Source organism: Microbispora sitophila, from assembly GCF_014892245.1.
Classification (GTDB): Bacteria; Actinomycetota; Actinomycetes; order Streptosporangiales; family Streptosporangiaceae; genus Microbispora; species Microbispora siamensis.
In genome coordinates this window covers 24,212-48,874 of the sequence record NZ_JADBGC010000037.1, presented here as the reverse complement: position 1 = coordinate 48,874, position 24,663 = coordinate 24,212, and the positions used below count along the sequence as shown (strand labels likewise).

Genomic DNA, 24,663 nt, shown 5'->3' with positions numbered 1-24,663 from the left:
GAGCCGGGGACGAGCAGGTAACACAACCCCACAAACGTGGGCTACCGGCGTGGCCGGGAGGGCCATAACCGGGGCCATGGTCAGGCCATACCGATGGTTAAGCGCCCCTTTCTAGGGTCGCCGCAAAGGGACCCCCACCAGGCTCCCTTCAGTCGAACGGCGATCCGAACCGGGACTGCACATGGACCTTGTTTCCGACGGCCTGATCAATGATCGCGACAGGTGGCTGATCGTCATGCTGGCCAGGGGCTACACGACGACGAGGATCGCCCGCGAGATGCACCTCAGCCGGTACACCGTGGCGGAGCGGATCAGCAAGCTGCTCGTCCAGTTCGCCTGCAGCAACCGCAGTCAGCTCGTGGCCTACTTCTACGCGCACCGGCTCCTGAACGTCGGCATCTGGCCGCCCAGCGTCTCCGGCGTCGTCGGGTAGGCCGGGTCGTCCGTCCGCGCACGGACAGGAGAAGACCGGCGCGATGGCCCCCGCCTGGTCGCCGGGTCACCGCGCCGGGCCTGGCCGTCCGGGCCGCGTCATCGGCTGGACGCCGCCGCCTCGGGTGACGTGCCGGCGGATGGCGACACGGGCGACACGGACGCCGACGGCGTGGCCGAGTTCGTCGCCGGCCCCGTGGCCGCTCCTGTTGCCGCTCCCGTGGCGGAGGAGGACGGATGCGGCATGGCGTTCGCGACGGTCGTCGCCGTGTCCGGCGCTCCGGTGGTGATGAAGACCAGCACCCCGGTCGCGACGGCCACCACCGCCACGACGGCGACGGTGGCGTACGTGATCCTGCGCGCCAGCCGCCTGCGCTCCTCGCGCCGCCTGGCTTCCTCGCGCCGCATGGCGGCGCGCATGCGCTTCACCTTCCGCTGTGACATGGGCACTCCCGAGACCGCTCCCCGAGACGTCGTCGGGCGTCACCATAGCCGCGAGCGCGTAACGCGGATCTAAAACCGCGTTCGCGCCGCTCAGGTGTGTCGCGGCACCCGCCATGTGGCGGGTAGTGTCCGCCGGGTGGCGCTGGATCGTCGCCGCCGCGTTTCTCACGATGGTGAGCACGGACCAGTTGGTCGCAGGCAACCTCCACGATACGGGAGCCCCGTTGAGCAGCACTCTTCCCTCGGCCGCCACCCCGCCGCCCTTCGATCCGGAGCTGGCCGCCGCCCTCGCCGTACTGGGCGAGACCCTGCCGTCGTCGCTGACCCCGGACATGATCCCGCTCCTGCGGGCCGGGATGACGAACGTCCCCAGCGTGCCCGACGAGGTGCTCAGCCGCGGCGGCGCCTTCCAGGTGGAGGAGCGGACGGTGCCGGGACCGGCCGGCGCGCCCGATGTCGCCCTGCTGATCTGCCGCCCGGCGGGCGCCATCACCCCGCTCGCCGCCGTCTACCACACCCACGGCGGCGGGATGATCACGGGCGACAACCGCGTGGGCATCGAGGGCGTGCTCGACTGGGCGCAGGAGCTTCAGCTCGTCGTCGTGTCGGTGGAGTACCGGCTGGCGCCCGAGCACCCGCACCCCGCTCCCGTCGAGGACTGCCACGCGGGCCTGGTGTGGACCGCCGCCCACGCCGACGAGCTGGGCATCGACCCGGAGCGGATCATCGTCGCCGGAGCGAGCGCGGGCGGCGGGCTGGCCGCGGCGCTGGCGCTCATGGCCCGCGACCGCGGCGGTCCCGCCCTCGCCGGGCAGATGCTCATGTGCCCCATGCTCGACGACCGCAACGACACCCCGTCGTCCCATCAGATGGCCGGGCTCGGTGTCTGGGACCGCACCGCGAACGAGACCGGGTGGACGGCCCTGCTCGGCGACGCCCGCGGCGGTCCGGACGTCTCCCCCTACGCGGCCCCGGCGCGCGCCACCGACCTGTCCGGGCTGCCGCCCGCCTTCATCGACGTCGGCTCGGCCGAGACCTTCCGCGACGAGGACGTGGCGTACGCCGGCGCCATCTGGAAGGCGGGGGGCAGCGCCGAGCTGCACGTGTGGCCTGGCGGGTTCCACGGCTTCGATCTCATGGCCCCGCAGGCGGCCGTCTCGCAGGACGCCCGCGCCGCCCGCCTGCGCTGGCTGCGCCGCGTCCTCGGCGGCTGACCGGCCGGGGTACGGGATGAGGGACCTCGTCGGACGGCTGTCGGCGCTCGACCCGGACGCCGGTGCGGCGCTACAGGTCATCGCCTACTTCGACCGCCTGGTGGAGACGCGGGCGGGGCTGGAGGCGATCGTCCGCGGCGCCGCCGTCCTGGCGGGCTGCCCGGCCTGCCTGACCGACTCCGAGCGCGGCGTCCACGTGCGCGTGCTCCCCGACGGCGGCCGCGCGGACGCCGGTCCGCCGCCGGATCCGGCCTGGCCCCGCATGGCCGTGCCCGGCGGGGCGGCCACGCTGTGGCTGGAGCGCCCGCCACCGCCGGGACCGGTCGGGGCGATGGTGCTGGAGCGGGCCGCGGCGGCGGCGCGGGGTGTGCTCGACCGGACCCGGGGCCGCGCCCCGGCCCGCCGTAGCGGGGACGATCCCGCCCTGGTCGAGGTGCTGCTGGACGCCGGCGCTCCCCCGGCCACGCGGTCGCTCGCCGCCCGCGAGCTGGGCCTGCCCGGCGGCGTCGCCGTACGGGCGGTCGCGCTGGAGGGCGGCGTGGCCCACGTCGCGCCCGCCCGCAGGCCCGTTCCCGAGGGGGTCCGGGCGGGAGTGGGGCCGGCGGTGGACGTGCTCGACCTGCCGCGCTCGTGGGCGCTCGCGCGGACGGCGCTGCGGCTGGCCGCCGAGGGCACCCCGCAGGATCCGGGGCCGCGGGTGGTTCACGCCGACGAACTCGGCGGGCTGGCGGTCCTCGCGGCGGCCGTCCGGCCCGGCACCCCGCCCGACCCGGACGTCCGCGCGCTCGACCGCGCCGGATCCGAGGCGCCCTGGATGCTCTCGACCCTGTACGCGGTCGCCTACGCACCGAGCCTGCGCTCCGCCGCGGCCCGGCTGACCGTGCATCACTCGACGCTGCAGGACCGGCTCGCGCACGCCGAGCAGCTCCTCGGGTGGACGGTGCGCGATCCCCGGGGGCGGCTGCGCCTTCAGCTCGCCTTCGCGCTGCGCCGCCTGGACCGCGACGCCGGCTCTCCATGAGAGGGCCGATCTTCCGGGCATCGGTTTCCCGCTGACACCGGTTGTCCTCCGTTGCCCTGCGGGCGCTTGCGCGAAGACCGGGCCGCGTGACCGGTGTCAGCCGCCGAGAGCGGCGGACTCCTCTTCCTCGATGCGGCTGTTCCACTCCCGCTTGGAGGACTGCCAGCCGTCCTCGTCACGACCCCGCCGCCAGTAGCCGGAAATCGACAACCACTCCAGCGGCAGGCCGCGCTCCACCCGCAGGTATCGCCGCAGTTCCTTGACGAAGTTCGCCTCGCCGTGGACGAAGGCGTGCACGACGCCCTCGGGGAACTCCAGCTCCCGCACCGCCCGCACCAGCGCCTCGCCCACCTGCGCGCCGCGGCGGTGCAGCCACACGATCTCCGCGCCGCCCTCCGTCTGCAGCTTCTGCTCCTCCTCCGGACCCGCCACCTCGACGAACACCCGGGCGGGCACCCCGGCGGGGAGCCGCTCCAGTGCGGCGCCGATGGCCGGGAGCGCGCTCTCGTCGCCGGCCAGCAGGTGCCAGTCGGCGTCCGCGCTCGGCGCGTACGCCCCGCCGGGGCCGAGGAAGTGGATCACATCACCCGGCCGGGCCCGCAGCGCCCAGGGTCCGGCCAGTCCCTCGTCCCCGTGGTAGACGAAGTCGATGGTCAGCTCCCGCGCCTCCGGGTCCCAGGCTCGGACGGTGTAGGTCCGGGTCTTCGGCCACTGGTCGCGGGGCAACTCGGCACGGATCACCGCCATGTCGAACGGCTCCGGATAGGCCACTCCCGGCAGCGGGAACAGCAGCTTCACGTAGTGGTCGGTGAACTCGCCCGCCTCGAAACCGGCGAGCCCCTCACCGCCGAGCACCACCCGGATCATGTGCGGGGTCAGCCGCTCGGTGCGCTCCACCACGCCGGTGGTCGCGCGGGGTGCGCGCCGCGCCGGTTCGGTCGTCGCCATAGAAGTTCCCTTCGTCAGATCGCTTAGGTAAGCCTAACCTCGTCCCGTAGACATCGTCACCGTGCCGGACCCTCGCTACGAAGCGGTCGAATCGATGACGGTGAACATCGATGACGGTGAACACGGTCCCGTCCCGAACGACAGCGAGGGCCTGCCTGGTCGAGGCCGGCGCGGTTGCGGCGGGTGCACGGCGAGCTCACCAACGGTGGGGAGCGGTCCGATCCGCGCCGGCGGCGGCCCATAGGACGCGACGACTCTCAGGATGACGCTCCGTAGCGGGTGGCGATCGCGGCGGCGCGGTTGCGCAGGGAGTCGCGCAACCACTGCGGGGCCAGGGCTTCCGCGTTCGTGGCGAGCTGCCACAGCGCCCATTCGGCGTGTCTCGGGTCTTGGAAGGTCACCTCCAGCCGCAGCCAGCCGTCTGAGTCGGATTCCTCGGCGCGGACGGCCAGCGCGGTGCCCACCAGGTCCTCCCGCCGCGCCGGGTCCACCCGTACCAGCACGGCGACCTGGTCACCGCCGGTACGGAACCGCGTGCTGCGTTCCTGCCAGGCCCGGTCCAGATCGACCCGGTCTGGTCGCTGTGCGGGTTCGGCGAGTTGCTTGGCGGCCAAGATCCGGGACAGCCGGTAGGTGCGGTCCGCGCCAGACCTCGTGGCCAACAGGTAGCCCCGATCGCGTACGGTCACCAGGCCGATCGGGTCCACCGTCCGCCACTTCGGGGTCTGGTCCACAGCCGCGTAGTGGATCTGCAGCTTGTGTCCGGCGAACACCGAGCGCAGGACCTCGGCCACTATGGCGTCGGGCACCTCCTCAGCGACCAGCCGGCGCGAGAGGAGGTCGGTCTCCGGGTCGATGAGCAATCGCTCGGCCGCGCCGGCGGCGGTGTCCCGATAGCTTGCGGGTAGCGCGTCAACCACCTTGAGCATCGCAGAAGCGAGCGCCGAGCCGAGTCCGAATGCCTGCGCGCCGCGCCGCGATCCGGCGACCAGCAGGGCAAGTGCCTCGTCGTGGTTCAGTCCGGTGAGCTCGGTCCGGAAACCGGGCAACAACGCGAAACCGCCGTGCCGCCCGCGGTCGGCGTAGACCGGGACGCCGGCCGCGGACAGCGCCTCGATGTCGCGCAGCACGGTGCGGGTGGATACCTCCAGCTCGCGGGCCAGCGCGGCCGCGGACAGCCGACCGTGCTGCCGCAGCAGCAGCACCAGCGAGACCAACCGGTCGGCGCGCATGCGAAAACCTTAAAGGAATACACGACACAGGATGTCGTGATTTGTTGGGAGGCTCACCAACACGACGTCAAAGACGGTGGCTACCGGGCCGATGGACGTACGTACTGTCGACGAATTCGAACGGAGCTGATGTGGCAATGGAGCGAACGGCGGTCAATCCGTGGGCGTGGTCGGTGGGGCTGGGGTACAACCAGGGCGAGATCGTCTCCGGGCACACCCGGACCCTGTACTGCGCGGGGCAGACCGCGATGGGCGGCGACGGCAAGCCCCAGCATGCCGGTGACATGGCGGCGCAGCTGGCGCTGAGCCTCGACAACCTGGAGACCGTACTCGGTGAAGCCGGCATGTCCCTCGCGAACCTCGTCCGGCTCAACGTCTACACCACCGACGTCGATCGGCTCTTCGAGCACTACGGCGTGCTGGCGTCGCGGTTGGGCGCCGCCGGGGTGGCGCCGTCCACCACGATGCTCGGGGTGACACGGCTGGCGATCCCCGACCTGATGGTCGAGCTTGAGGGGACCGCCGTCGCGTGATGCGACTCGCCGCCTTCGGCAGGGCTGCCGGAGGCGGCACGGGTGGTAGTAGGCAGGTGGGTGATTTCCGGTGCTCAGGATGGCGACAATCGGCGTCAAAGGCTTCGGTGGCGAGTCCTTCCTGCTCCGACTGCGGCAGGAGGACGTCCGCCTGCTACTCGGCGTACGCCAGCGCCGCGTGATCGGCAAGCGCTCGCGCCGGACAATCTCGCGTTGTAACGAACCGACCACGGGAAGCAGCTAACGATCCAAGTAAGGATCAAGGCCAAGGCCGGTCTGCGGTCTCATCTGCATGAGTTTCCGGGCAGGGTGGACCCGTTCCCGAAAGGAGCAGGGCCGTGATCCCGCCCGCAAACCCCGCCTTCGACATCCGCTCGCGCTACGAGCGTGAGCGGGCCATCCTCACGGTCACGGGTGACCTCGACCGCGGCACCGCCGAGCGGCTCAAGGCCGCCGCCAGGACGGTATGGAAGACCGAACCCGCCGGACTCGTGCTCGACCTCTCTGCGGTGCCGTTCTGCGACTCGGCCGGTCTGTCCGCCCTCGTGTACGTCCTGAGAGGCGGTCAGGCCCTCGACATCGGCCTCGCTCTCGTTGGCATCGAGCCCCGTGTCGAGCGCATTCTGTCCCTCACACGCCTGCTGTCGGCCTTCGACCGTTACCCCTCGGTGACGGAGGCCCTTGATGCGGGCGAAGACGGTCAGCCGTTCGGAGCTCCTTGATCAGAAGAGGCCGGGATTGTTCACCCAGCCGCGCTCACAGCTCGGCCGGTGAGCCACGCGTCAATGCCCAGGTTGAACGTCGTCCTACAGGGTTGTTAGCTTGCGCGCATGTCAGATCTGGGACATGTGGCTTGGCCGCCTGAGCTGATCCGGACCGAGCGCCTCGTGCTCCGTGAGCCCGAGGCGCGGGACCGTACAACGTTCATCGAGCTGCTCGCCTCGCCGGAGGTGCACACCTACCTCGGCGGTCCCCGCCCGCGTGACGAGCTTGAGCGTGAGATGCCCGAGGTGCCCGAGCGATGGCCCGGGAGTTTCGTCGTCGAGCTCGACGGGGCGATGATCGGCCAGATCCTGCTCAGGAGAGCGGCCGGGCACCGCCGCCCGGCTGCCGCGGGGAAGGCCGATCTCGGTTACCTGTTCCTGCCGAAGGCCTGGCGGCAAGGGTACGCCTCCGAGGCGTGCGCGGCGGCACTCGACTGGTTTGACGGCGCCCTTCCCGGCGAGCCGGTGGTGCTCACCACCCAGATCGCCAACCTCGGCTCGATGCGCCTCGCGGCAAAGCTGGGGTTCACCGAGGTCGAGCGGTTCCAGGCGTGGAACGCCGAGCAGTGGCTCGGCCTGCGGCCCCCCGCCACGTGATGGGGCTCCGCGATTCCGGCTCTGCGATCCGCATGTCGCTGCTGTGGAACCGATCCCCTACGCGACCGCTCCCGCCCATGTCGGGCGGACGGCCCTCGCCCATGACTCGGAGTCGTGGGCGAGGCCGTCGTCACCGGCAGACGGGACGGAGGCTCAGGTGAGAGCAGGTTCGGGACCCGACGCGGGACCAACCGCGGCGGGGGCTTCGTCCAGAGGCTGCGGTGGAGCGTTGAACACCACCTCATCGAGGCGGCCCTCGGAACGGGCGACCAGGACGGGCACCACCATCTGCCCGGCTACGTTGGTCGCGGTACGGATCATGTCGAGGATCGGGTCGATCGCCAGGAGCAGCCCGACGCCCTCCAGGGGCAGGCCCAGCGTGCTCAGGGTCAGGGTGAGCATCACGATCGCGCCGGTCAAACCGGCGGTCGCGGCCGAGCCGACCACGGAGACGAACGCGATCAGCAGGTAGTGGCCCACGCCGAGATGGACGCCGAATACCTGGGCCACGAAGATCGCCGCGAGCGCGGGGTAGATGGCGGCGCAGCCGTCCATCTTGGTGGTCGCTCCGAAAGGCACGGCGAACGCGGCGTAGCCGCGGTCCACGCCCAGGCGCTCGGTGGTGACCCGCTGGGTGAGCGGCATGGTCCCGACTGAGGAGCGGGAGACGAAGGCCAGCTCGATCGCGGGCCAGGCGTTGCGATAGAAGGTGAGCGGGCTGACCTTGCCGACGAAGGCGAGCAGCAGCGGATAGCTCACCAGGAGCACCAGCAGGCAGCCGATGTACACGCCCGCGCTGAGCTTTGCGAGCGGGGCGAGCAGGTCCCAGCCGTAGCTGGCCACCGACTTGCCGATCAGACCGGCGGTGCCGATCGGGGCCAGCCTGATCACCCACCACAGAGCCTTCTGGACCAGGTCGAGGACGGACCGGCTGAAGCCGAGGAACGGCTCGGCCTTCTCGCCGACCGCCAGGGCGGCGGCGCCGAGGACGACCCCCAGGAAGACGATCTGGAGGACGTTGAGCTCGGTGAAGGCGGTGACGATGTTGGTCGGGATGATGCCGGTCAGGAAGTCCAGCCAGGTTCCCGCGCCCTCCAGGTCGACGGCCTTCGCCCCCGCGGTGGAGATCGTGACGCCCTGGCCGGGATTGAGGATCAGGCCGAGACCGATGCCGAAGACCACCGCGATCAGCGAGGTGATCAGGAACCACAGCAGCGTCTTTCCCGCGAGCCTGGCGGCGCCGCTGACGTTGCGCAGGTTGGCCACGCTGACGACGACCGCCGTGAAGACCAGCGGCGCGACCGCGAGTTTGAGGAGCTGGACGAAGATCTTGCCGACTTCGGTGAGGGTGGCGGTGAGCCAGGTGACGTCACCGGCGCGGGCGACGAACCCGAGGGCGGCGCCTATCACCAGACCGAGCAGCAACTGCAGGGAGAAGGAGAGTTTCTTCACGAACGAGACTCCGGCAGAAGGGCATGCTGACGCCGAGGCGGCATGCGAGGTGAGGGGAAGGGAGTGGTGACTGCGTTCAGGGACAGAGGCGACTGTTCACGCGGCACAGGTCCACGTGCAGTCGCTCGACGAGCCACACGATCACCGGGAAGAACCTCATAACGCCACAAAGCCTCCTCAACCGGCTGCAAATTCCGGTTCCCTCTGTGATCCGTATCACGTTCCCCTACGCGGGTGAAGCCTCAACCGCACCAGAGATCTGACCGGGAAGGCGTGACCGCCCAGGCACCGCGCACGTTCCCCCCGCGAGCCCACACCGGAGCTCGGAGAGGCATGGCGGGTCGCCTCGCCGAGCCGGCCCGCTTCGTGATCCGGCGGGTGACCACCGCGGACGTCCGCTACCGTCGGCCGAGTCGATCTACGTCGAGCCGATGGAGTGGCCGTGGAGCGGGTGCCGGACACGCTGGTGAGCCGCGCGGAAGCGTTGCGGTTCGGGACCGTCCTGGCCGCCTCGGGGCCCGTCGTGCTGCGAGCCTTCGCGCTCGGCCCGGCGGACATGGACGGCACCATCTGCTGGCGGCTGCCGGCCACCGTGCCGCTCTACCTGTCCAGGACTACGACGTGGGGACTGCTGTCGCTCGCGGAGCTTCTGCTTCCGGCCATCCTCGCCGGACTGCTTCTGCTGTCCTCTCGCTGGACCGTGCCCCTGGGCGCCGTCGCGGTGCTGGCCGTGCTGGCGTTCCGGCTGCTGGTGACGCTCCGCGTCGTCTTCGCCGGTCGGCTCCTCGAACAGTCGCCCTGGCCGTCGATCGTCTGCTACGGGGCGGCGTTCCTCATGCTGCTCGCAGTGACGCCGTCGCCCAGACCGCGGGCGGGAAAGGAAGTCGTGTTCTGGACGGCGACCGCCGGGGCGGCGGCGTGGATGGCGGCCCGGCTCCCTGTCCTGCTGCGCGGAGAGGCGAACGGGCTGTTCGGATGGGTCGCCTACGGCGAACCCCGTTCGCTGTGGAACTTCCCCGTGCTCTGGTCGTGCAAGGCCGACGTCGACGGTCTGCTGGTCGTCCTCGTCGCTCTGGTGGCGACGGCGAGCAGCGTCCTGGCGGACCGGGCGCGACACCGTCTCCTGCTGGCGACCGCGACGCTTCTCGTCATCGCGGCCTTGGAGGGGTACGTCCCGGCCGTGATTCTGATGGACACCGAGAAGCTGCGGCAGGAGTTCCAGTTCGAGACGACCATGCTGATCCGCTGGCACCTGCTCATCGCCGCGGCCCTCGTTGTCGCCGCCGCCTTCGCCGTACGGCCGGTTCGTCCGGACGCTGTCCCGTCGTAGCGGGTCACCATCCGCGCCCATGCTTTCTGTCGGCGCCGCCTTCGCCTCGGCCGCCCGCCACCACGCTCACGCCGGACTCCTGGCGGACCGTCGCCGCGGCGAGCTATGCGGGCTTCCTGCTCCCCACCGTGCTGGCCGGCCTGTCGTCGTGGCTCTCCTACCCCGTCATGCTGGCGGCGGTGGCGACCGCGGCCCTGGTCTGCCTGGGCCTCGTCGTGACCGGCGCCCGCGTGACGGAGCCGGCCGCATCGGGCCGATGACGGCCTCCGGCAGGCGCTGAAGCTTTCAGGTGCTGAAGCCCTTCAGCGGCACGCGGCGGCATCGGGCGGCGCGGCGTTCGCCGAGATGAGAGCGGGTGATCTCCCTCGGCGCGGCCGCGCGTACGGCGGGCGGCGTGATCGAGCGCTGTACGCGCCCGCCCGGCCGGTGGATCGTGCGTGGGAACGGAGGTCTCACGTGGTGAGGAGGCACGGCATGGCGGTGCGTCTGGGCACCCGTCTCATGGCGGTGGTCGCGGCGGTGATCCTCCTGCCGGTCACGGCGGTCCTCACGAGCGCCCCGGCCGCCGCGGACGCCCGCGCCGACAACCCCTACGTGGCCGCCGGGCGCTACGTCGACCCCTGGTGGTCGGCCTCGGCCGCGGCCGAGCCCGGCGGCGCGGCGGTGGCCAATCAGCCGACCGGCGTCTGGCTCGACCGCGTCTCCCTCATCGAGGGCACCGCCCCCTCCCCCGGGCTGCGCGCGCATCTGAACGAGGCCGTCCGGCAGGACGCCTTCGACCCGGCTCCTCTCACGATCCAGATCGTGCTGAACGACCTGCCCGACCGGAACTGCACCCACCCGGTCTCCAACGGGGACTTCAGCGTGACGTCCGACGGCCTGAACCGATACCGGACCGAGTACGTCGACCCGATCGCCGAGATCCTGGCCGACCCGGCCTACCAGCGCTTGCGCATCGTGGCGATCGTCGAACCCGACTTCCTGCCCGGGCTGCTCCTGCCCGCCACCACCCCCCGCTGCGCCGCCGTACAGGCGAGCGGCGCCTACCCCGCGGCGGTGCGGTACGCGCTGACCCGGCTGCACGCCATCCCCAACGTGTACGTCTACCTCGACGCCTCCCACCACGGCGTCGTCGGCCATCCGGACAACTTCGGCCGGGCGGCCGGCCTGCTCGCGAGCATCGCGGGCGCGGCCGGAGGAGGACCGTCGCTCGTTCACGGCTTCACGGTGAACGTCGCGAACTACGGCGCCTTGGTCGAGCCGTACTTCACCGCCCTCATGGGGAAGAACTCGCGGTGGGTCGACGGGAACGACTACGTGGACGAGCTCTCGTTCGCCCAGGCGTTCCGGAAGCGGCTCATCATGGCCGGCTTCGCCTCCGACATCGGCATGGTGATCGACACCTCCCGCAACGGCTGGGGTGGCCCTAATCGCCCGACGCGTACCAGCACCTCCGGCGACCTGAACCGGTTCGTCGACGAGTCACGGACGGACCGCCGCCACAGCGTCGGCAACTGGTGCAACCAGGCCGGCGCCGGGCTCGGCGCCCGGCCCACGGCCATCCCCGCCGCCGGCATCGACGCGTACGCGTGGATCAAGCCGCCGGGCGTCTCCGACGGCTCAAGCGTGAACGTCACGAGTCCTGACGGCATCCGGCCCGACCCGATGTGCGATCCCGCATACTCCCAGGCGACCAATGGTTACGTGCCCAGCGGGGCGCTGCCGTACGCCCCGGCGGCCGGGCAGTGGTTCGGGCTGCAGTTCCAGCAGCTTCTCGCCAACGCCTACCCGCCGCTGTGAGGCACCGGCTATGCGGTCGGCCGTTCGTCGAGGAGCCGGACCAGTCGTTTCGGCGCGATCAGCCGGTAGCTGTCCTCGATCAGCCCGGCGATCTCGTCCCAGTCCTGATCGGCCTCCAGGCGTGCGCCCACCCAGCCGTTGCGGCCGACGTACGGCGGGACGAAGAAGCGCTCCGGGTCCGAGCCCACGAGGGCGTCCTGCACCCCCGGCCCGGCCTTGAACGTCAGCGACCGCCCGTCCTCACTGGTCATCGCGAACAACCTGTCGCCGACCCGGTAGGAGGGCGCGGTGTGGCCCCCGAACGGCTTCTCCACGGCCTCCGGCAGGTTCAGGCAGATCTCCCGGAGCCGGGCCGCCACTTCCTCATCGCTCACGACTCGCCCCTTCGCACGATCGTCATGACCGACCAGGGTAGGGGCCTCCCCCCGGCCGCACCACCCGGCCCGAAGCGGTGAGGGCGGCCAGCAGTGCCACGGCCGCCAGGACGGCCGGCGCGGCACGGGCGCCCGCCTCCTGGGAGGCTCCCGCGAGGTGCAGGGCCAGCGTCACCGCGGCGACACCGAGCGCCGTGCCGATGCCGCGCGCCATGTTCACCATGCCGCCGGCCGTGGCGGACACCCGTTCGGGGACGGCGGCCATGACGACGGTGTTGTTGGCGGGCACGAACAGGCCGAGCCCTGCGCCCGTCAGCGCCAGGCAAGCCCCGGCCCAGCCCTCGGCGACGGGATCCGCGGCCAGCAGCGCGCAGCCCACGGCCGCCGCCACGGCGCCGACGACGCACCTGCGCCGGTCGCCCCAGGCGCGGGGTAGCAGGTGGTCGCCCATGAGGGCGCTCGCCGCGAAGCCCCCGGGCAGCGCCGTCAGGACCAGGCCGGCGACCAGTTCTCCGGTCCCGCCGGCCACGAGGACCTGCGGGATCAGAACCAGCGGTCCGAACAGCACCAGGTAGCCGCCCAGCGCTCCGGCGAGCCCCGCCGTGACGACGCGGCTGCGGAGCAGGGCGGTGTCGATGAGCGCGGACGGCACCCGCGTCTCCCACCGCCAGAAGCCGATCGCGGCCCCGGCGGCGACGGCGAGCAGGACGGGGACCGACCAGGACGGCAGTCCCATGCCCGAGATCACGGAGGCGGCGAGCAGCAGGGCGCTGGTGGAGGCCGCGAGCAGGACCAGTCCCGGCCAGTCGAAGCGGCCGCCGCTCCCCCGTCGCCGCGTGCGCGGCAGCAGGTAACGTCCGGCGATCAGGGCCGCGCAGCCGACCGGCACGTTGATCCAGAACACCCACCGCCACCCCGCCGTGGCGACCAGCACTCCGCCGAGGGCCGGCCCCAGGGCCAGGCCGAGCGCCTGGGCCGCCGCCTGCATGCCCAGGCCGGTACGCATCCGCGCCCTGGGGACGCTCGACACGACCAGGGCCACGCTGTTGGCCTGGAGCATCGCCGCGCCCGCCGCCTGCACCAGCCGGCAGGCCACCAGCACCGCCACGGACGGCGCCAGCCCGCAGGCGGCCGAGGCGGCGGTGAACACGACGAAGCCGTACAGGTAGACCAGCTTGCGGCCCGCCACGTCGGCGAGCCTTCCTGCTCCGGCCAGCAACGCGACCAGCACCAGCAGGTAGCCCAGGGACACCCACTGCACGGCCGCCAGCGAGGCGCCGAACTCCCGTTCCAGCGCCGGGAAGGCCAGGGTGACGATGCTCGCGTCCAACTGTCCCATGAACGCGCCGATGCACACCGCGCCCACGGCGAACCAGGGGGCGTACGGGTGCTCGCGCACGCGGTGGGGGCGGCGCGACTCCCTCAGCAGATCACGCATCCTCCGACCCCCCTCCCAGCCTATCCCCGCAGGTGGGACGCCCCACGGCGCCCGCCGGAGCGGCTCAGCCGGGGGTGCCGCGCTCGAACGGCAGGCGGTGCTGGACGGCGAGCAGCCACGCGATCGACGGCAGCACCAGCAGCGCGCCCGCTCCGGCGACGGCCAGCACCGCCGTGATCACCGCCGGTTCCGCCGCCACCTGCCGGTAGGACACGGCAGGCGGCAGCATGAGCGGATACTGCGCCACCGGCCAGCCCCCCATCACGGCGGCCACGGCCAGGGCGGCGGTGGCGCGTACGAGCAGGTAGCGCCGCAGCCACAGCAGCGCGATGGAGACGACGCCGAGCACGGCGCTCGCCAGGACGAGCGGCAGCGCGCGGTGGGTGAGGCCGGTGAAGAGCCCGGGGGCGTCGGCGTGCAGCACCCCGACGCCGCCGAGGGCGACCACGCCGGTGACGACGGCCGCGGCCAGCGCCCTGCGCCGGAAGGCCTCGGCCATCCCGGGCAGGCGAGACCGCACGGCGTCGTCGCACAGGTAGACCGCGGCCAGGTAGGCGCAGACGGCCACCGCCAGGACGCCGCCCAGCATCGAGGTGGGGTTGACCCACGCGCCCACCAGGCTTCCCTTCGCCAGGCCGGGCGGCACCCGGCCGGACGCGACGGCCCCGGCCACCGTGCCGAGGAAGAACGGCGTGAGCACCGACGACAGCGCGAAGGCCCCGCCGAACAGGCGCTGCTGCCACAGCTCGGTGCTGCTCTTGCGGAACGCGAACGCGGCTCCCCTGCCGATGATCCCGAACGCTGCCAGCGTGAGCGGGATGTAGAGGGTGGACATCACCGCCGCGAAGACCGGCGGGAAGCCGGTCCACAGCACCACGAGCACGAAGATCAGCCAAACGTGGTTGGCCTCCCAGACCGGGCCGAGCGAGTGCTCGATGAGCCGCCGCTGAGGCATGCCCGCCCGGCTGCTCCCGGCCAGCAGGTCCCACAGTCCGCCGCCGAAGTCGGCCCCGCCGAGCAGCGCGTACAGGGTCAGGCCGGTCCACATGACCCCGAGCAGGACCTGCGCCGCCTCCATCAGGGCGTCTCCCGTTCCTGTGGCGCGACCGGCCGGGCGCGGACCAGGAGCCGCAGCACGTACACGGTCGACACCGTGAGCACGGTGTAGACGGCGACCAGCAGCAGGAGTCCCGCCCACAGATTGGGCGCGGGGTTGACCGCGTCGGCGGTGCGCAGTTTGCCGTACACGACCCAGGGCTGACGGCCGAGCTCGGTCACCACCCAGCCCGCCTCGACGGCGACGACGGCGAGCACGCCGGCGGCGGCCGCCGGCCACAGGAACAGGCGGGAGCGCGGGATCTCGCGCCGCCGCCACCAGGTGAAGGCGAGCCAGGCCGCCAGCAGCAGGAGCAGGACGCCGATGCCGACCATCGTGTCGAAGCACAGGTGGACCGGCGTGACGGGCGGCCGGTCGGCGGGCGGCGTGCGGTCCAGCCCCTGGACGACGGTGTCCGGGCTGTAGCCGACCAGCAGCGACAGTCCGTCGGGGATCTCCAATGCGTAGCGCAGACGGTCGCCCACGAAGATCCCGCCGACGCTCAACGGCGCGTTCGGCCCGGTCCTGGGCAGTCCCTCCATGGCGGCGAGCTTGGTGGGCTGATAGTCGGCGAGGAAACGTGCGGCGTAGTCGCCCACCAGGATCTGGACCGGCGCCAGCGTCCCCGCGACGGTGAAGGGCACCAGGAAGCCGAGGCGGTGGTAGCGGTCCCACCGCCCGCGCAGCAGGGCCACGGCGTAGACGGAGGCGGTGGCGAAACCCGACACCATGAACGCCGCGACGATCATGTGGATGGTCTGCGGCGGAGTCGCGGGGTTGAACATGGCCGCCCAGGGCGACACGTGCGTGACGCGGCCACCCTCCAGGAGGAAGCCCCGCGGCTGGTTCATCCACGCGTTTGCCGAGACGACGAAGAACGCCGAGGCCACCCCGGCGATCATCACCGGCACCCCGGTCAGCAGGTGGGCTCTGGGCGATAGCCGGTCCCACGCGTAGAGGTAGACCCCGATGAAGATCGCCTCAAGGAAGAACGCGATGCCCTCCAGCGCGAACGGAAGCCCGATCACCTGGCCGTACGCGCCCATCAGGCCAGGCCACAGAAGGCCCATCTCGAAGCTGAGGATCGTGCCCGACACGGCCCCGACGGCGAACAGCACGGCCACCGCCCTCGCCCAGCGCCGGGCGAGGCGCAGGTAGTCGTCGTCGCCTCGGCGCAGCCCCCGCCACTCGGTGAACAGCAGCAGGGCGGGCATGCCCACCCCCAGGCACGCGACGATGATGTGCCACCCGAGGGACAGGGCCATCTGGGTCCGCGCCGCGGCCAGGTCGGCCCCGCCCGCCGGGGCGGCCGCGGCGATCAGCGGCGCCGCGAGCGCCGGTCGCATCGTCCGCTCTCCGCCGGGGAGCCCCGGCCGGGGCTCAGGTCAGTGGTCATCCCAGTGGCCGTCGTGGCGGACGTGGCGGTGCCCGTCGTGGATGTAGTCGATGTGGTCGCCGTGCGGCACGGCCACGTGCCCGCACCCCGGCCCGTGCTCGTGCTCGTGCGCGTCGTGTACGGCGTGCCCGCTCGCTTCGCACTCGTCGACGTGGTTCTCGTGAACCCGGTGCAGGTGGCCGTCGTGGACGTAGTCCACATGGTCGCGGTGCGGCACGGCGACATGGCCGCACCCGGCGCCGTGCCGGTGATCGTGTTCCGTGTGCGGATGGTGCTCAGTCATTGTGGTCATGGGGGGATTCCCCTCTTCGAGAACCGCGGACTGCTGCGTAGGTACCCCCGCGCGTACGCCGGAGGCAGCGCCGCGACCGGCTTTTGCGCAAGCCGATGAGAGGTTCTACCGCCCTTTGGGGCACGGTGTGAGGTCCGCCGTGAGACGAGCATCACCTGAGAGAGCAAGACATTTGGGTGATTCGTTCTCTTGAATTAGTCGCCTTTGTAGCGGTAGGTTTAGCGTCATGATCGCGCCCAGGAACCCGACCATCGCCGAGGAGCTGCGGGGGGCCGGCCTGCGGGTGACGGCCGCCCGCGTCGCACTGCTCGAGACCGTCCGCGGCGGCGACCACCTCGACGTCGAGGCGATCGCCTCCGGGGTGCGCGATCGCGTGGGCCACGTCTCCCTGCAAGCCGTCTACGAGGCTCTCCACGCGCTCACCGCGGCGGGACTCGTACGCCGCATCGAACCGGCCGGCAGCCCGGCCCGGTTCGAGGGCCGCGTCGGCGACAACCACCACCACGTCGTGTGCCGATCGTGTGGTGTCGTCGCCGACGTCGACTGCGCGGTCGGCGAGACGCCGTGTCTGACCGCGTCCGACACACACGGCTTCACGATCGACGAGGCCGACGTCATCTACTGGGGCCTGTGCCCCGGTTGTTCCACCGCCCGCGCTTCCTGAGCCCCATGATCCAGCTAGTTCAGAAGGATTCCCTTGACTGAGAACCACGACGCAATCGTTGTAGACCCGAAGACGGAGGGCGAAGGCGGCGGCTGCCCGGTCGCGCACACGCGCGCTCCGCACCCGACCCAGGGCAGCGCCAACCACCAGTGGTGGCCGGAGCGCCTCAACCTGAAGATCCTCGCCAAGAACCCCGCCGTGGCCAACCCCCTCGGCGAGGACTTCGACTACGCCGAGGCGTTCAAGTCCCTCGACCTCGCGGAGGTCAAGCGGGACATCGCGGAGGTGCTGACGACCTCGCAGGACTGGTGGCCGGCCGACTTCGGCCACTACGGCCCGCTCATGATCCGGATGGCGTGGCACAGCGCGGGCACCTACCGGATCAGCGACGGCCGCGGCGGCGCCGGCTCGGGCCAGCAGCGCTTCGCCCCGCTCAACAGCTGGCCGGACAACGGGAACCTCGACAAGGCCCGCCGTCTGCTGTGGCCGGTCAAGAAGAAGTACGGCAAGAAGATCTCGTGGGCCGACCTCCTGATCCTCGCCGGCAACGTCGCCCTCGAGTCGATGGGCTTCAAGACCTTCGGCTACGCCGGCGGCCGGGTGGACGCCTGGGAGCCCGACGACGACGTCTACTGGGGCCCGGAGACCACCTGGCTCGGCGACGAGCGCTACAGCGGCGACCGTGAGCTGGAGAACCCGCTCGCCGCGGTCCAGATGGGTCTCATCTACGTCAACCCGGAGGGCCCGAACGGCAACCCGGACCCGATCGCCGCGGCCCGCGACATCCGTGAGACGTTCCGCCGGATGGCGATGAACGACGAGGAGACGGTCGCCCTCATCGCCGGTGGTCACACCTTCGGCAAGACCCACGGCGCGGGCCCGGCCGACAACGTCGGCCCCGACCCCGAGGCCGCCCCGATCGAGCAGCAGGGCCTTGGCTGGAAGAACAGCTACGGCACCGGCAAGGGCGGCGACACGATCACCAGCGGCCTCGAGGTCATCTGGACGCCCACCCCGACGGCCTGGGACAACAGCTTCTTCGAGATCCTGTTCGGCTACGAGTGGGAGCTGACCAAGAGCCCCGCCGGCGCGAACCAGTGGAAGCCGAAGGACGGCGCCGGCGAGGGCACCGTCCCCGACGCCCACGACCCGTCGAAGCGCCACGCCCCGCAGATGCTCACGACCGACCTCGCGCTCCGGTTCGACCCGATCTACGAGCAGATCTCGCGGCGCTTCCTGGAGAACCCCGACGAGTTCGCCGACGCCTTCGCCCGCGCGTGGTTCAAGCTGACCCACCGCGACATGGGCCCGGTCGCCCGCTACCTCGGCCCGGAGGTCCCGAGCGAGGTGCTGCTGTGGCAGGACCCGCTGCCGGAGCGGACGTACGAGCTCGTCGACGCCGGGGACATCGCCGCCCTCAAGGAGCAGATCCTCGCCTCGGGCCTGTCGGTCTCCCAGCTCGTGTCCACCGCGTGGGCGTCGGCCGCGTCCTTCCGCGGCAGCGACAAGCGCGGCGGCGCCAACGGCGCGCGCGTCCGCCTGCAGCCGCAGATCGGCTGGGAGGTCAACGACCCCGACCAGCTGGCGACCGTGCTGCGCACCCTGGAGGGCATCCAGCAGTCCTTCAACGCCGCCCAGACCGGCGGCAAGCAGGTCTCCATCGCCGACGTGATCGTGCTCGCCGGGTGCGCCGCCGTCGAGAAGGCCGCCAAGGACGCCGGCGTCGACGTGGAGGTCCCCTTCACGCCGGGTCGCGTGGACGCGTCGCAGGAGCAGACCGACGTCGAGTCGTTCGCCGCGCTCGAGCCGACCGCCGACGGGTTCCGCAACTACTACGGGAAGGGCAACCGCCTGCCGGCCGAGTACCTGCTGGTCGACCGGGCGAACCTGCTGAACCTCAGCGCCCCGGAGATGACCGTCCTCGTCGGCGGCCTGCGCGTCCTGGGCGCCAACCACCAGCAGTCGAAACTCGGCGTCTTCACCGAGACGCCGGGGGTTCTGACCAACGACTTCTTCGTCAACCTGCTCGACCTGGGCACGGAGTGGAAGTCGACGTCGGAGGACCAGACCGCGTTCGAGGGCCGCGACTCCGCCACGGGCGAGGTCAAGTGGACCGGCAGCCGGGCCGACCTCGTCTTCGGGGCGAACTCCGAGCTGCGCGCGGTCGCGGAGGTCTACGCGAGCGACGACGCCAAGGAGAAGTTCGTGAAGGACTTCGTCAAGGCGTGGGACAAGGTCATGAACCTCGACCGGTTCGACCTGGTCTGAGCCTGACATGACGTCCGGGCCGGCCCACGCCGGCCAGCCCGGACGTTCGCCTGTTCAGGCGGCCGATTCAGGCGGGCAGGGAAGCGAGCCAGCCGGTGAGGATCTCGTTGACCTCGTCCGGGCGTTCCTGCTGGATCCAGTGGCCGCAGCCGTCGAGTACGCGCGAGGAGACCAGGCCCGGCAGAGTGACCGGGTAGGCCGCGACGGCGTCGGCCATCCAGGTGGTGGAGGCGTCCAGCGCGCCTCCGGCGAACAGCGACGGCTGCGTGATGGGGGCACCGTCGAAGCCGGCGAGGTCCTCCCAATCCCGGTCCATGTTCCGGTAGCGGTTCAGCGCCCCGGTCAGGCCGGTCCGTTCGAACTCTGCCGCGTAGGCGTCGAGATCGTCCGTACTGAGCCAGGCGGGCAGCCGGCCGGCGGGGAAGCGGTCGCGCAACCGCCCGCCCCGGGACACGAAGTGCGGGTCCGGCGCGCCGGCGGGCGGCATGGTGTCGGCGGACAGGGCGGCGTAGAAGCCGGCGAGCCAGCCGCGGACGTCCGGCTCGATCTCCGCCTCGGCCCGGCCGGGCTCCTGAAAGTAGCTCACGTAGAACTCCTCCTCACCGCCCATCCGCGCGAACACCTCGCTCGGCCGCGGCCCGCCGCGCGGGGCGTACGGCACGCTCAGCAACCCGACCGCGCGGAAGACGTCGGGCCTCACGAGGGCGGAGTTCGCGGCGATGGTGGCGCCCCAGTCGTGGCCCACGATCACTGCGGTCCGCTCGCCCAGGACGTGCACGACGGCGACGTTGTCCTCGACCAGCTCCAGCATCCGGTACGCGGCCACGTCGCCGGGCTTGGAGGAGCGGCCATAGCCCCGGACGTCCACGGCGACGGCCCGGTAGCCGGCCGCGGCCAGCACCGGCAACTGGTGGCGCCAGGAGTACCAGCACTCGGGAAACCCGTGCACCAGCAGCACCAGCGGCCCGGAGCCCTGCTCCACCACGTGGACGCGACCGGCGGGGGACGAGACCAGACGATGTGTGACCGCCGCGGCGGAAGCGGACTGCGCCATCGATCCTCCAAAACTCCTGGTGGTTGCTGGGTGGATCATCCATCGGACCGTGACGCCGCCGCGAATCCTGTTGCCGGTTCGGCAAACCGCTCCGGGCCCCGGGACAACGTCAGGGGGCCTGGTCGACGCGACCGGCCCCCTGACGTTCGCCGAGCCAGGCTCCGGCCCGGCCCGCTCGGGCCCCTCCGCGGGCGGATCAGCGCCGTCCGGGTCTCAGACCGCCACCGGGTAGGTCTCGAAGACCTCTCCGCGCTCCCAGCGAGCCGTACGTTCCAGAGGTTCGAGCGCGCCGGTCTCGTCGATGTGGATCACCGCGTCGAACTGGTCGGACAGGCGGGTCTGGAAGTAGTGGCTCTGCCGTTCTGTGCCGGGACGGTAGACGACGCCGATGGCCCGTTCGAGCAGCGCCCTGCGCAGCAGGTCCGCCGCGCCTGCCGAACGCGCGAAGTCGACCAGGAACTCCTTGTGCCCCACCTCGTGGAACAGCTCCTCCACCGAGTCGGGCAGGGCCGGGCGCACGTTCTTCCGCTCGGCCGGGCGGCCCCAGTCGTCGGCCGCCGTGACCGTGCCGGTGTAGGTGGTGAAGCCGATGAGCCGGCAGTCCTCCGGATTGTGCTCGCGCACCAGCCGGCCGAGGTTGAGCTCGCCGCGCGCGCCCATCTCCGTCGCCCGCGCGTCGCCCAGGTGGGAGTTGTGCGCCCACACCACGATCCTGGCCGGCTCGCCGCGCTGCCAGCCGAGGTGCTCGGCCAGCGCGAACAGTGTGTCGGCCATGTGCCGGTCGCGCAGGTTCCACGACGACACCCGGCCGCCGAACATCGTGCGGTAGTACCGCTCCGCGGCCGCCACCACCGCGGCGTTCCGCTCGGCGTGGAAGAACTCGTCCTCGCCGAGCAGCCCCTGTGCCCGCTGGTAGCGCAGCGCGTTGCGCTGGAGGTCCACGAGCTGGTCGATCACCCGCCGCTCACACGACTCCCCCGCGCCGAAGGCGGCGGCGAAGCCGTACGCCTGCCCGTCGTCGCCGTCGCTGTGGTCGAAGCAGGAGTAGCGGCCGCGGGCCCGATCCGCCGCGCCCGGGTCCACCTTCTCCAGATAGGCGACGACCTCGTCGGCGGACCGGTGCAGGCTGTAGAGGTCGAGCCCGTAGAACCCGGCCCGCGCCCGCTCGCCGAGCCGCTCGTTGTGCTCGCGCAGCCACCCGGCGAACTCCAGCACGTCCGCGTTGCGCCACATCCACGCGGGGAAGCGCTGGAAGCCGCGCAGCGCCTCCTCGGCGGTCGCGTCGTCGCCGCGCCCCCGGACGTACCGGTTCACCCGGTACGCGTCGGGCCAGTCGGCCTCCACCGCCACGGCGACGAAGCCCTTGTCCTCGATGAGCCGCCGCGTCATGCGGGCACGCGCGGCGTAGAACTCGTGGGTGCCGTGCGACGCCTCGCCGATCAGCACGAACCGCGCGTCGCCGACGATGTCGAACAGCACCCCGTCCGAAGGGACGCCGTCCTGGGCGGGCACGAGCTCCGAGCGCAGGATCGCGAGGTCGGTCCGGGCGGGCGGGGCCCCGGCCCGCCCGGAGGCCGCCGCGCGGAGGAGCCTGCGCACCTCCTCGTCGGCGGTCTGGGTGAAGTTCCAGTACGACTCCTCCACGGAGAAGAAGGGCGTGGGCGTGGTCGCGCAGACGGCCTCGTCCACCAGGGTGGACAGCTCCTGGCAGGTGGACTCCGGCGCGGCGGGCACGGCGACCACGATCCGGGCCGGTTCCCGCTGCCGGACCGCGCGGACGGCGGCGCGCATGCTCGCCCCGGTCGCCAGCCCGTCGTCGACCATAATCACGATCTTGCCGCTCAGATCCGCGGCGGGCCTGTCGCCCCGGTAGGCCCGCTCCCGCCTCGCCAGCTCGCGGGCCTCCCGCTCGGCGACCTGCCGGATGGTGTCGGACTGGAGGCCGAGCCCGCGTACGACGTCCTCGTCGAGCACGATCACCCCGCCGCCGGCGATCGCCCCCATGGCGAGCTCCTCGCGGCCGGGCGTGCCGAGCTTGCGGACCAGGAACACGTCGAGCGGGTGGCCCAGGGCGGTCGCCACCTCGTACGCCACCGGCACGCCGCCGCGCGGCAGGCCGAGGACGACGACGTCCGGAAGCCCGCGATAGTGAGTGAGGAGTCCCGCGAGCACCCGGCCCGCGTCCCGGCGATCCGAAAACAGGCGATCAGTCATGAGCCTCGCCTCCCGGTCGCGCAGCCGAATACCCCTCTTCCAGCAGCGCAAACACGGCCTACCCGACGTGCACCCTAGGTCGGCGCTCGGGATCGTGCTCGGCCTCCCTGAGCACCTCGCGGGTGAACGCCGGGATGTCCCCGACGCCGAACACCAGGTAACGCAGCATGGCGGCGACGGGATTCTCCTCGGTCCAGTGGAAGTAGATGTGCGGCAGCCTGCCGAAGCGGTCGCGGACGAAGAGCAGCAGGGCGGCCAGCGCGTTGGGAATCGTGGAGCTCTCCAGCCACAGGACGCGATAGCCGTACCGCTCCTCGCCCCTGACGTGCAGCTCGGTCTCGAACTCGGAGGCGTCCGGGACCGTGGCCTCCACGAACAGCACCGGTGTGGCCGGGTCCAGCCGGTGGTTGCGCCACTGCTCGCGCACCTTCCCCTCGTATTCCGCCCGGTCGCGCCGCTGCGGATCGTTGGCGATCAGGTGGATCTCGTCGCCCGGCGCCTCGCTGAGGAACCGCTCCGCGAGGGGGTCGAGGACCACCCGGGTGACCCGCAGCTCGGTGGACCTGGTCGCGCGCGAGATCAGCGAGGTGATCACGATGGCGGCGACGAAGCACGATGCGATCTTGACCCCGTCGGGCCGCTCGAACACGTTGGCCACCAGCGTGTACGCGAGGACGAGGGCGACGACCGCGAACGCCGCCGTCGCCGGGCGCCGGCCACGCCGGTGGACCGAGAACGTGACGGCGACGGCGGCCGAGAGGATCAGCACGAGGACTCCGGTGGCGTACGCCCCGCCCTGTGCCGTCACGCTCGCCCGGAAGATCACGGTGATGGCGAACGCGACGGCCGTGAAGACCAGCACCAGCGGCCGGACGGCCCGCGTCCAGTCGGGGGCCATGCCGTATCGGGGAAGGTAACGGGGGACGAGGTTGAGCAGGCCCGCCATGGCGGACGCGCCGGCGAACCAGAGGATCGCGATCGTGCTCGCGTCGTAGAGCGTGCCGAACCCGTTCCCCAGGTAGGCGTGGGCCAGGTAGGCCAGGGCCCGGCCGTTGGCCCTGCCGCCCTCCCGGAACTCCCGCAGCGGGATCAGCGTGCTCGTGACGAAGCTGCTGGCGATCAGGAAGACGCTCATGACCAGGGCGACGGTCGTGAGCAGCCACCTGGCGCCGCGGATCCTGCCCGGCAGCTCACCCTTGATCAGCGGCATCACCGCCACGCCCGTCTCGAACCCGGACAGGCCGAGGGCGAGCTTGGGCATGACGAGCAGGGACAGGGCGAGCACCGCCGCCGGTCCGCCGTGCGTGGCGAACAGGGCCCGCGTCCAGCCGATCGCCGGGGCCGGATGCCCGGCGAGGTGGAGCACGGCCGCCACGACCACCACCGCGTTGAGCGCGAGGTAGGCGGCCACGAGGACGACGGCGACGCCGATCGCCTCGCTGAACCCCAGCAGGAACACGCCGCCGAGGAGCGCGAGCAGGCCGATCGTCACGCTGATCTGGTGCCCCTGCAGGGCGCGGGGCACGAAGGGGTTCTCGAGGATGTGGGCCGTCGCGTCGGCCGCCGACAGCGTCATCGTGATCACGAAGTCGGTGGCCGCGAACCCGAGCAGGACGAGGACGAACAGCTTGCCCCACCACCTCGGGGCGAGCCTCTCCAGCATCGCGACCGACCCCTGGCCGTACGGGCTCTCGGCCGCCACCCGCCGATAGACGGGCAACGCGCCGAGCAGCGTCAGCAGGACGAGGAACAGAGTGGCGACGGGCGCCAGGAGGCCCGCCGCCAGCACGGCGATCCCGGGCTGATAACCGAGCGTGGAGAAGTAGTCGAGACCGGTGAGGCACATGACCCGCCACCACGGATGCCGCCGGTGCGGCGCCTCCGCCGCGTGGGGCCCGGCGGGCAGCACGTCCTCGTGCCGCAGCCCCTCCAGGAGCCATGAGCGCACGCCGTCCCCGGCCGCCGCGACGGGCCCTCTGCGTGTGCCCCTGCGTGTTTCCCTGTGCGCCCGGTCGCGCCGGCGCGTGTACACGCCCACCTCCGGTCCCCTCGCGCCACCTCGATAAACCGGTGCCTGCCTCTTCTGAGCCGTCCCACGGC

General features: G+C 71.9%; 24 protein-coding genes. 11 read left to right on the top strand and 13 right to left on the bottom strand.

The features are described 5' to 3' along the window. Positions 1 to 181 precede the first annotated feature (181 nt). Complete coding sequence (locus IL992_RS41900) at positions 182 to 433, top strand: LuxR C-terminal-related transcriptional regulator (protein WP_139577711.1); 252 nt, start codon at positions 182 to 184, stop codon at positions 431 to 433. Positions 434 to 531: 98 nt separating this feature from the next. Here IL992_RS41900 and IL992_RS41895 read toward each other — a convergent pair whose 3' ends face one another. Continuing rightward, a complete protein-coding gene (locus tag IL992_RS41895) occupies positions 532 to 876 on the bottom strand; it encodes a hypothetical protein (RefSeq protein WP_193208844.1) in 345 nt (114 codons plus the stop codon). 224 nt (positions 877 to 1,100) lie between these two features. On the opposite strand from IL992_RS41895, the gene IL992_RS41890 reads away from it, so the two are divergent. Beyond that, positions 1,101 to 2,090, top strand: a complete 990-nt coding sequence (locus IL992_RS41890; protein WP_226874767.1) for an alpha/beta hydrolase — start codon at positions 1,101 to 1,103, stop codon at positions 2,088 to 2,090. Positions 2,091 to 2,106: 16 nt separating this feature from the next. Beyond that, positions 2,107 to 3,111 carry a helix-turn-helix domain-containing protein gene (locus IL992_RS41885; RefSeq protein WP_193208843.1) on the top strand — a complete coding sequence of 335 codons (1,005 nt, stop codon included), beginning with the start codon at positions 2,107 to 2,109 and terminating at the stop codon, positions 3,109 to 3,111. 96 nt (positions 3,112 to 3,207) lie between these two features. Here the strand turns inward: IL992_RS41885 and IL992_RS41880 are convergent, their stop codons facing one another. Together IL992_RS41880 and IL992_RS41875 are read right to left on the bottom strand one after the other, a co-directional pair. Then, positions 3,208 to 4,059, bottom strand: a complete 852-nt coding sequence (locus tag IL992_RS41880; protein WP_193208842.1) for a siderophore-interacting protein — start codon at positions 4,057 to 4,059, stop codon at positions 3,208 to 3,210. 257 nt (positions 4,060 to 4,316) lie between these two features. Further along, on the bottom strand, positions 4,317 to 5,291 hold the full coding sequence (locus tag IL992_RS41875; protein WP_193208841.1) for a helix-turn-helix transcriptional regulator: 975 nt from the start codon (positions 5,289 to 5,291) through the stop codon (positions 4,317 to 4,319). Between the two features lie 137 nt (positions 5,292 to 5,428). Here IL992_RS41875 and IL992_RS41870 point away from each other — a divergent pair, with 137 nt between their 5' ends. From IL992_RS41870 to IL992_RS41860, 3 genes are all read left to right on the top strand, one after another. Further along, the gene (locus IL992_RS41870) at positions 5,429 to 5,824 is read left to right on the top strand and encodes a RidA family protein (protein WP_193208872.1); all 396 of its coding nucleotides are present in this window, start codon (positions 5,429 to 5,431) and stop codon (positions 5,822 to 5,824) included. A gap of 338 nt (positions 5,825 to 6,162) precedes the next feature. Further along, positions 6,163 to 6,546: an STAS domain-containing protein gene (locus tag IL992_RS41865; RefSeq protein WP_193208840.1), complete on the top strand. Its 384-nt coding sequence runs from the start codon at positions 6,163 to 6,165 to the stop codon at positions 6,544 to 6,546. Positions 6,547 to 6,654: 108 nt separating this feature from the next. After that, positions 6,655 to 7,185 (top strand): GNAT family N-acetyltransferase, encoded by a 531-nt coding sequence (locus IL992_RS41860; protein WP_193208839.1) that lies wholly within the window; start codon positions 6,655 to 6,657, stop codon positions 7,183 to 7,185. A 153-nt stretch (positions 7,186 to 7,338) separates the two neighbouring features. Here the strand turns inward: IL992_RS41860 and IL992_RS41855 are convergent, their stop codons facing one another. Continuing rightward, a complete protein-coding gene (locus IL992_RS41855; RefSeq protein WP_193208838.1) occupies positions 7,339 to 8,637 on the bottom strand; it encodes a dicarboxylate/amino acid:cation symporter in 1,299 nt (432 codons plus the stop codon). A 442-nt stretch (positions 8,638 to 9,079) separates the two neighbouring features. On the opposite strand from IL992_RS41855, the gene IL992_RS41850 reads away from it, so the two are divergent. Together IL992_RS41850 and IL992_RS48070 are read left to right on the top strand one after the other, a co-directional pair. Continuing rightward, the gene (locus IL992_RS41850; protein ID WP_193208837.1) at positions 9,080 to 9,967 is read left to right on the top strand and encodes a hypothetical protein; all 888 of its coding nucleotides are present in this window, start codon (positions 9,080 to 9,082) and stop codon (positions 9,965 to 9,967) included. Between the two features lie 128 nt (positions 9,968 to 10,095). Continuing rightward, positions 10,096 to 10,227, top strand: coding sequence for a hypothetical protein (locus tag IL992_RS48070; RefSeq protein WP_264295195.1), 132 nt, complete (start codon positions 10,096 to 10,098; stop codon positions 10,225 to 10,227). Between the two features lie 25 nt (positions 10,228 to 10,252). Here the strand turns inward: IL992_RS48070 and IL992_RS41845 are convergent, their stop codons facing one another. Then, positions 10,253 to 10,423, bottom strand: coding sequence for a hypothetical protein (locus tag IL992_RS41845; protein ID WP_193208836.1), 171 nt, complete (start codon positions 10,421 to 10,423; stop codon positions 10,253 to 10,255). A gap of 18 nt (positions 10,424 to 10,441) precedes the next feature. Between IL992_RS41845 and IL992_RS41840 the strand changes: the two genes are divergently transcribed. Then, on the top strand, positions 10,442 to 11,767 hold the full coding sequence (locus IL992_RS41840; protein WP_193208835.1) for a glycoside hydrolase family 6 protein: 1,326 nt from the start codon (positions 10,442 to 10,444) through the stop codon (positions 11,765 to 11,767). An 8-nt stretch (positions 11,768 to 11,775) separates the two neighbouring features. On the opposite strand, the gene IL992_RS41835 is transcribed toward IL992_RS41840, so the two are convergent. From IL992_RS41835 to IL992_RS41815, 5 genes are all read right to left on the bottom strand, one after another. Next, positions 11,776 to 12,141, bottom strand: coding sequence for an MmcQ/YjbR family DNA-binding protein (locus IL992_RS41835; protein WP_193208834.1), 366 nt, complete (start codon positions 12,139 to 12,141; stop codon positions 11,776 to 11,778). Between the two features lie 22 nt (positions 12,142 to 12,163). Beyond that, on the bottom strand, positions 12,164 to 13,579 hold the full coding sequence (locus IL992_RS41830) for an MFS transporter (RefSeq protein ID WP_193208833.1): 1,416 nt from the start codon (positions 13,577 to 13,579) through the stop codon (positions 12,164 to 12,166). Positions 13,580 to 13,643: 64 nt separating this feature from the next. Then, positions 13,644 to 14,657: a cytochrome d ubiquinol oxidase subunit II gene (locus tag IL992_RS41825; RefSeq protein ID WP_193208832.1), complete on the bottom strand. Its 1,014-nt coding sequence runs from the start codon at positions 14,655 to 14,657 to the stop codon at positions 13,644 to 13,646. Further along, positions 14,657 to 16,021 carry a cytochrome ubiquinol oxidase subunit I gene (locus IL992_RS41820; protein WP_193208831.1) on the bottom strand — a complete coding sequence of 455 codons (1,365 nt, stop codon included), beginning with the start codon at positions 16,019 to 16,021 and terminating at the stop codon, positions 14,657 to 14,659. Before IL992_RS41820 ends, IL992_RS41825 begins: the two co-directional genes overlap by 1 nt. A 39-nt stretch (positions 16,022 to 16,060) precedes the next feature. Next, positions 16,061 to 16,363 carry a hypothetical protein gene (locus IL992_RS41815; protein WP_193208830.1) on the bottom strand — a complete coding sequence of 101 codons (303 nt, stop codon included), beginning with the start codon at positions 16,361 to 16,363 and terminating at the stop codon, positions 16,061 to 16,063. A 226-nt stretch (positions 16,364 to 16,589) separates the two neighbouring features. On the opposite strand from IL992_RS41815, the gene IL992_RS41810 reads away from it, so the two are divergent. Both IL992_RS41810 and katG read left to right on the top strand, forming a co-directional pair. Further along, positions 16,590 to 17,027, top strand: coding sequence for a Fur family transcriptional regulator (locus IL992_RS41810; RefSeq protein WP_193208829.1), 438 nt, complete (start codon positions 16,590 to 16,592; stop codon positions 17,025 to 17,027). A gap of 33 nt (positions 17,028 to 17,060) precedes the next feature. Continuing rightward, positions 17,061 to 19,295 carry a catalase/peroxidase HPI gene (gene katG / locus IL992_RS41805; RefSeq protein WP_193208828.1) on the top strand — a complete coding sequence of 745 codons (2,235 nt, stop codon included), beginning with the start codon at positions 17,061 to 17,063 and terminating at the stop codon, positions 19,293 to 19,295. Positions 19,296 to 19,362: 67 nt separating this feature from the next. Here the strand turns inward: katG and IL992_RS41800 are convergent, their stop codons facing one another. The 3 genes from IL992_RS41800 to IL992_RS41790 all read right to left on the bottom strand — a co-directional run bounded on the left by IL992_RS41800 (position 19,363) and on the right by IL992_RS41790 (position 24,511). Then, entirely contained in the window at positions 19,363 to 20,349 is a 987-nt protein-coding gene (locus tag IL992_RS41800; RefSeq protein WP_193208827.1) for an alpha/beta fold hydrolase, read from the bottom strand. Positions 20,350 to 20,562: 213 nt separating this feature from the next. Next, positions 20,563 to 22,563: an erythromycin esterase family protein gene (locus IL992_RS41795; RefSeq protein WP_193208826.1), complete on the bottom strand. Its 2,001-nt coding sequence runs from the start codon at positions 22,561 to 22,563 to the stop codon at positions 20,563 to 20,565. Between the two features lie 58 nt (positions 22,564 to 22,621). Beyond that, entirely contained in the window at positions 22,622 to 24,511 is a 1,890-nt protein-coding gene (locus IL992_RS41790) for an APC family permease (protein WP_193208825.1), read from the bottom strand. Between the last annotated feature and the right edge of the window lie 152 nt (positions 24,512 to 24,663).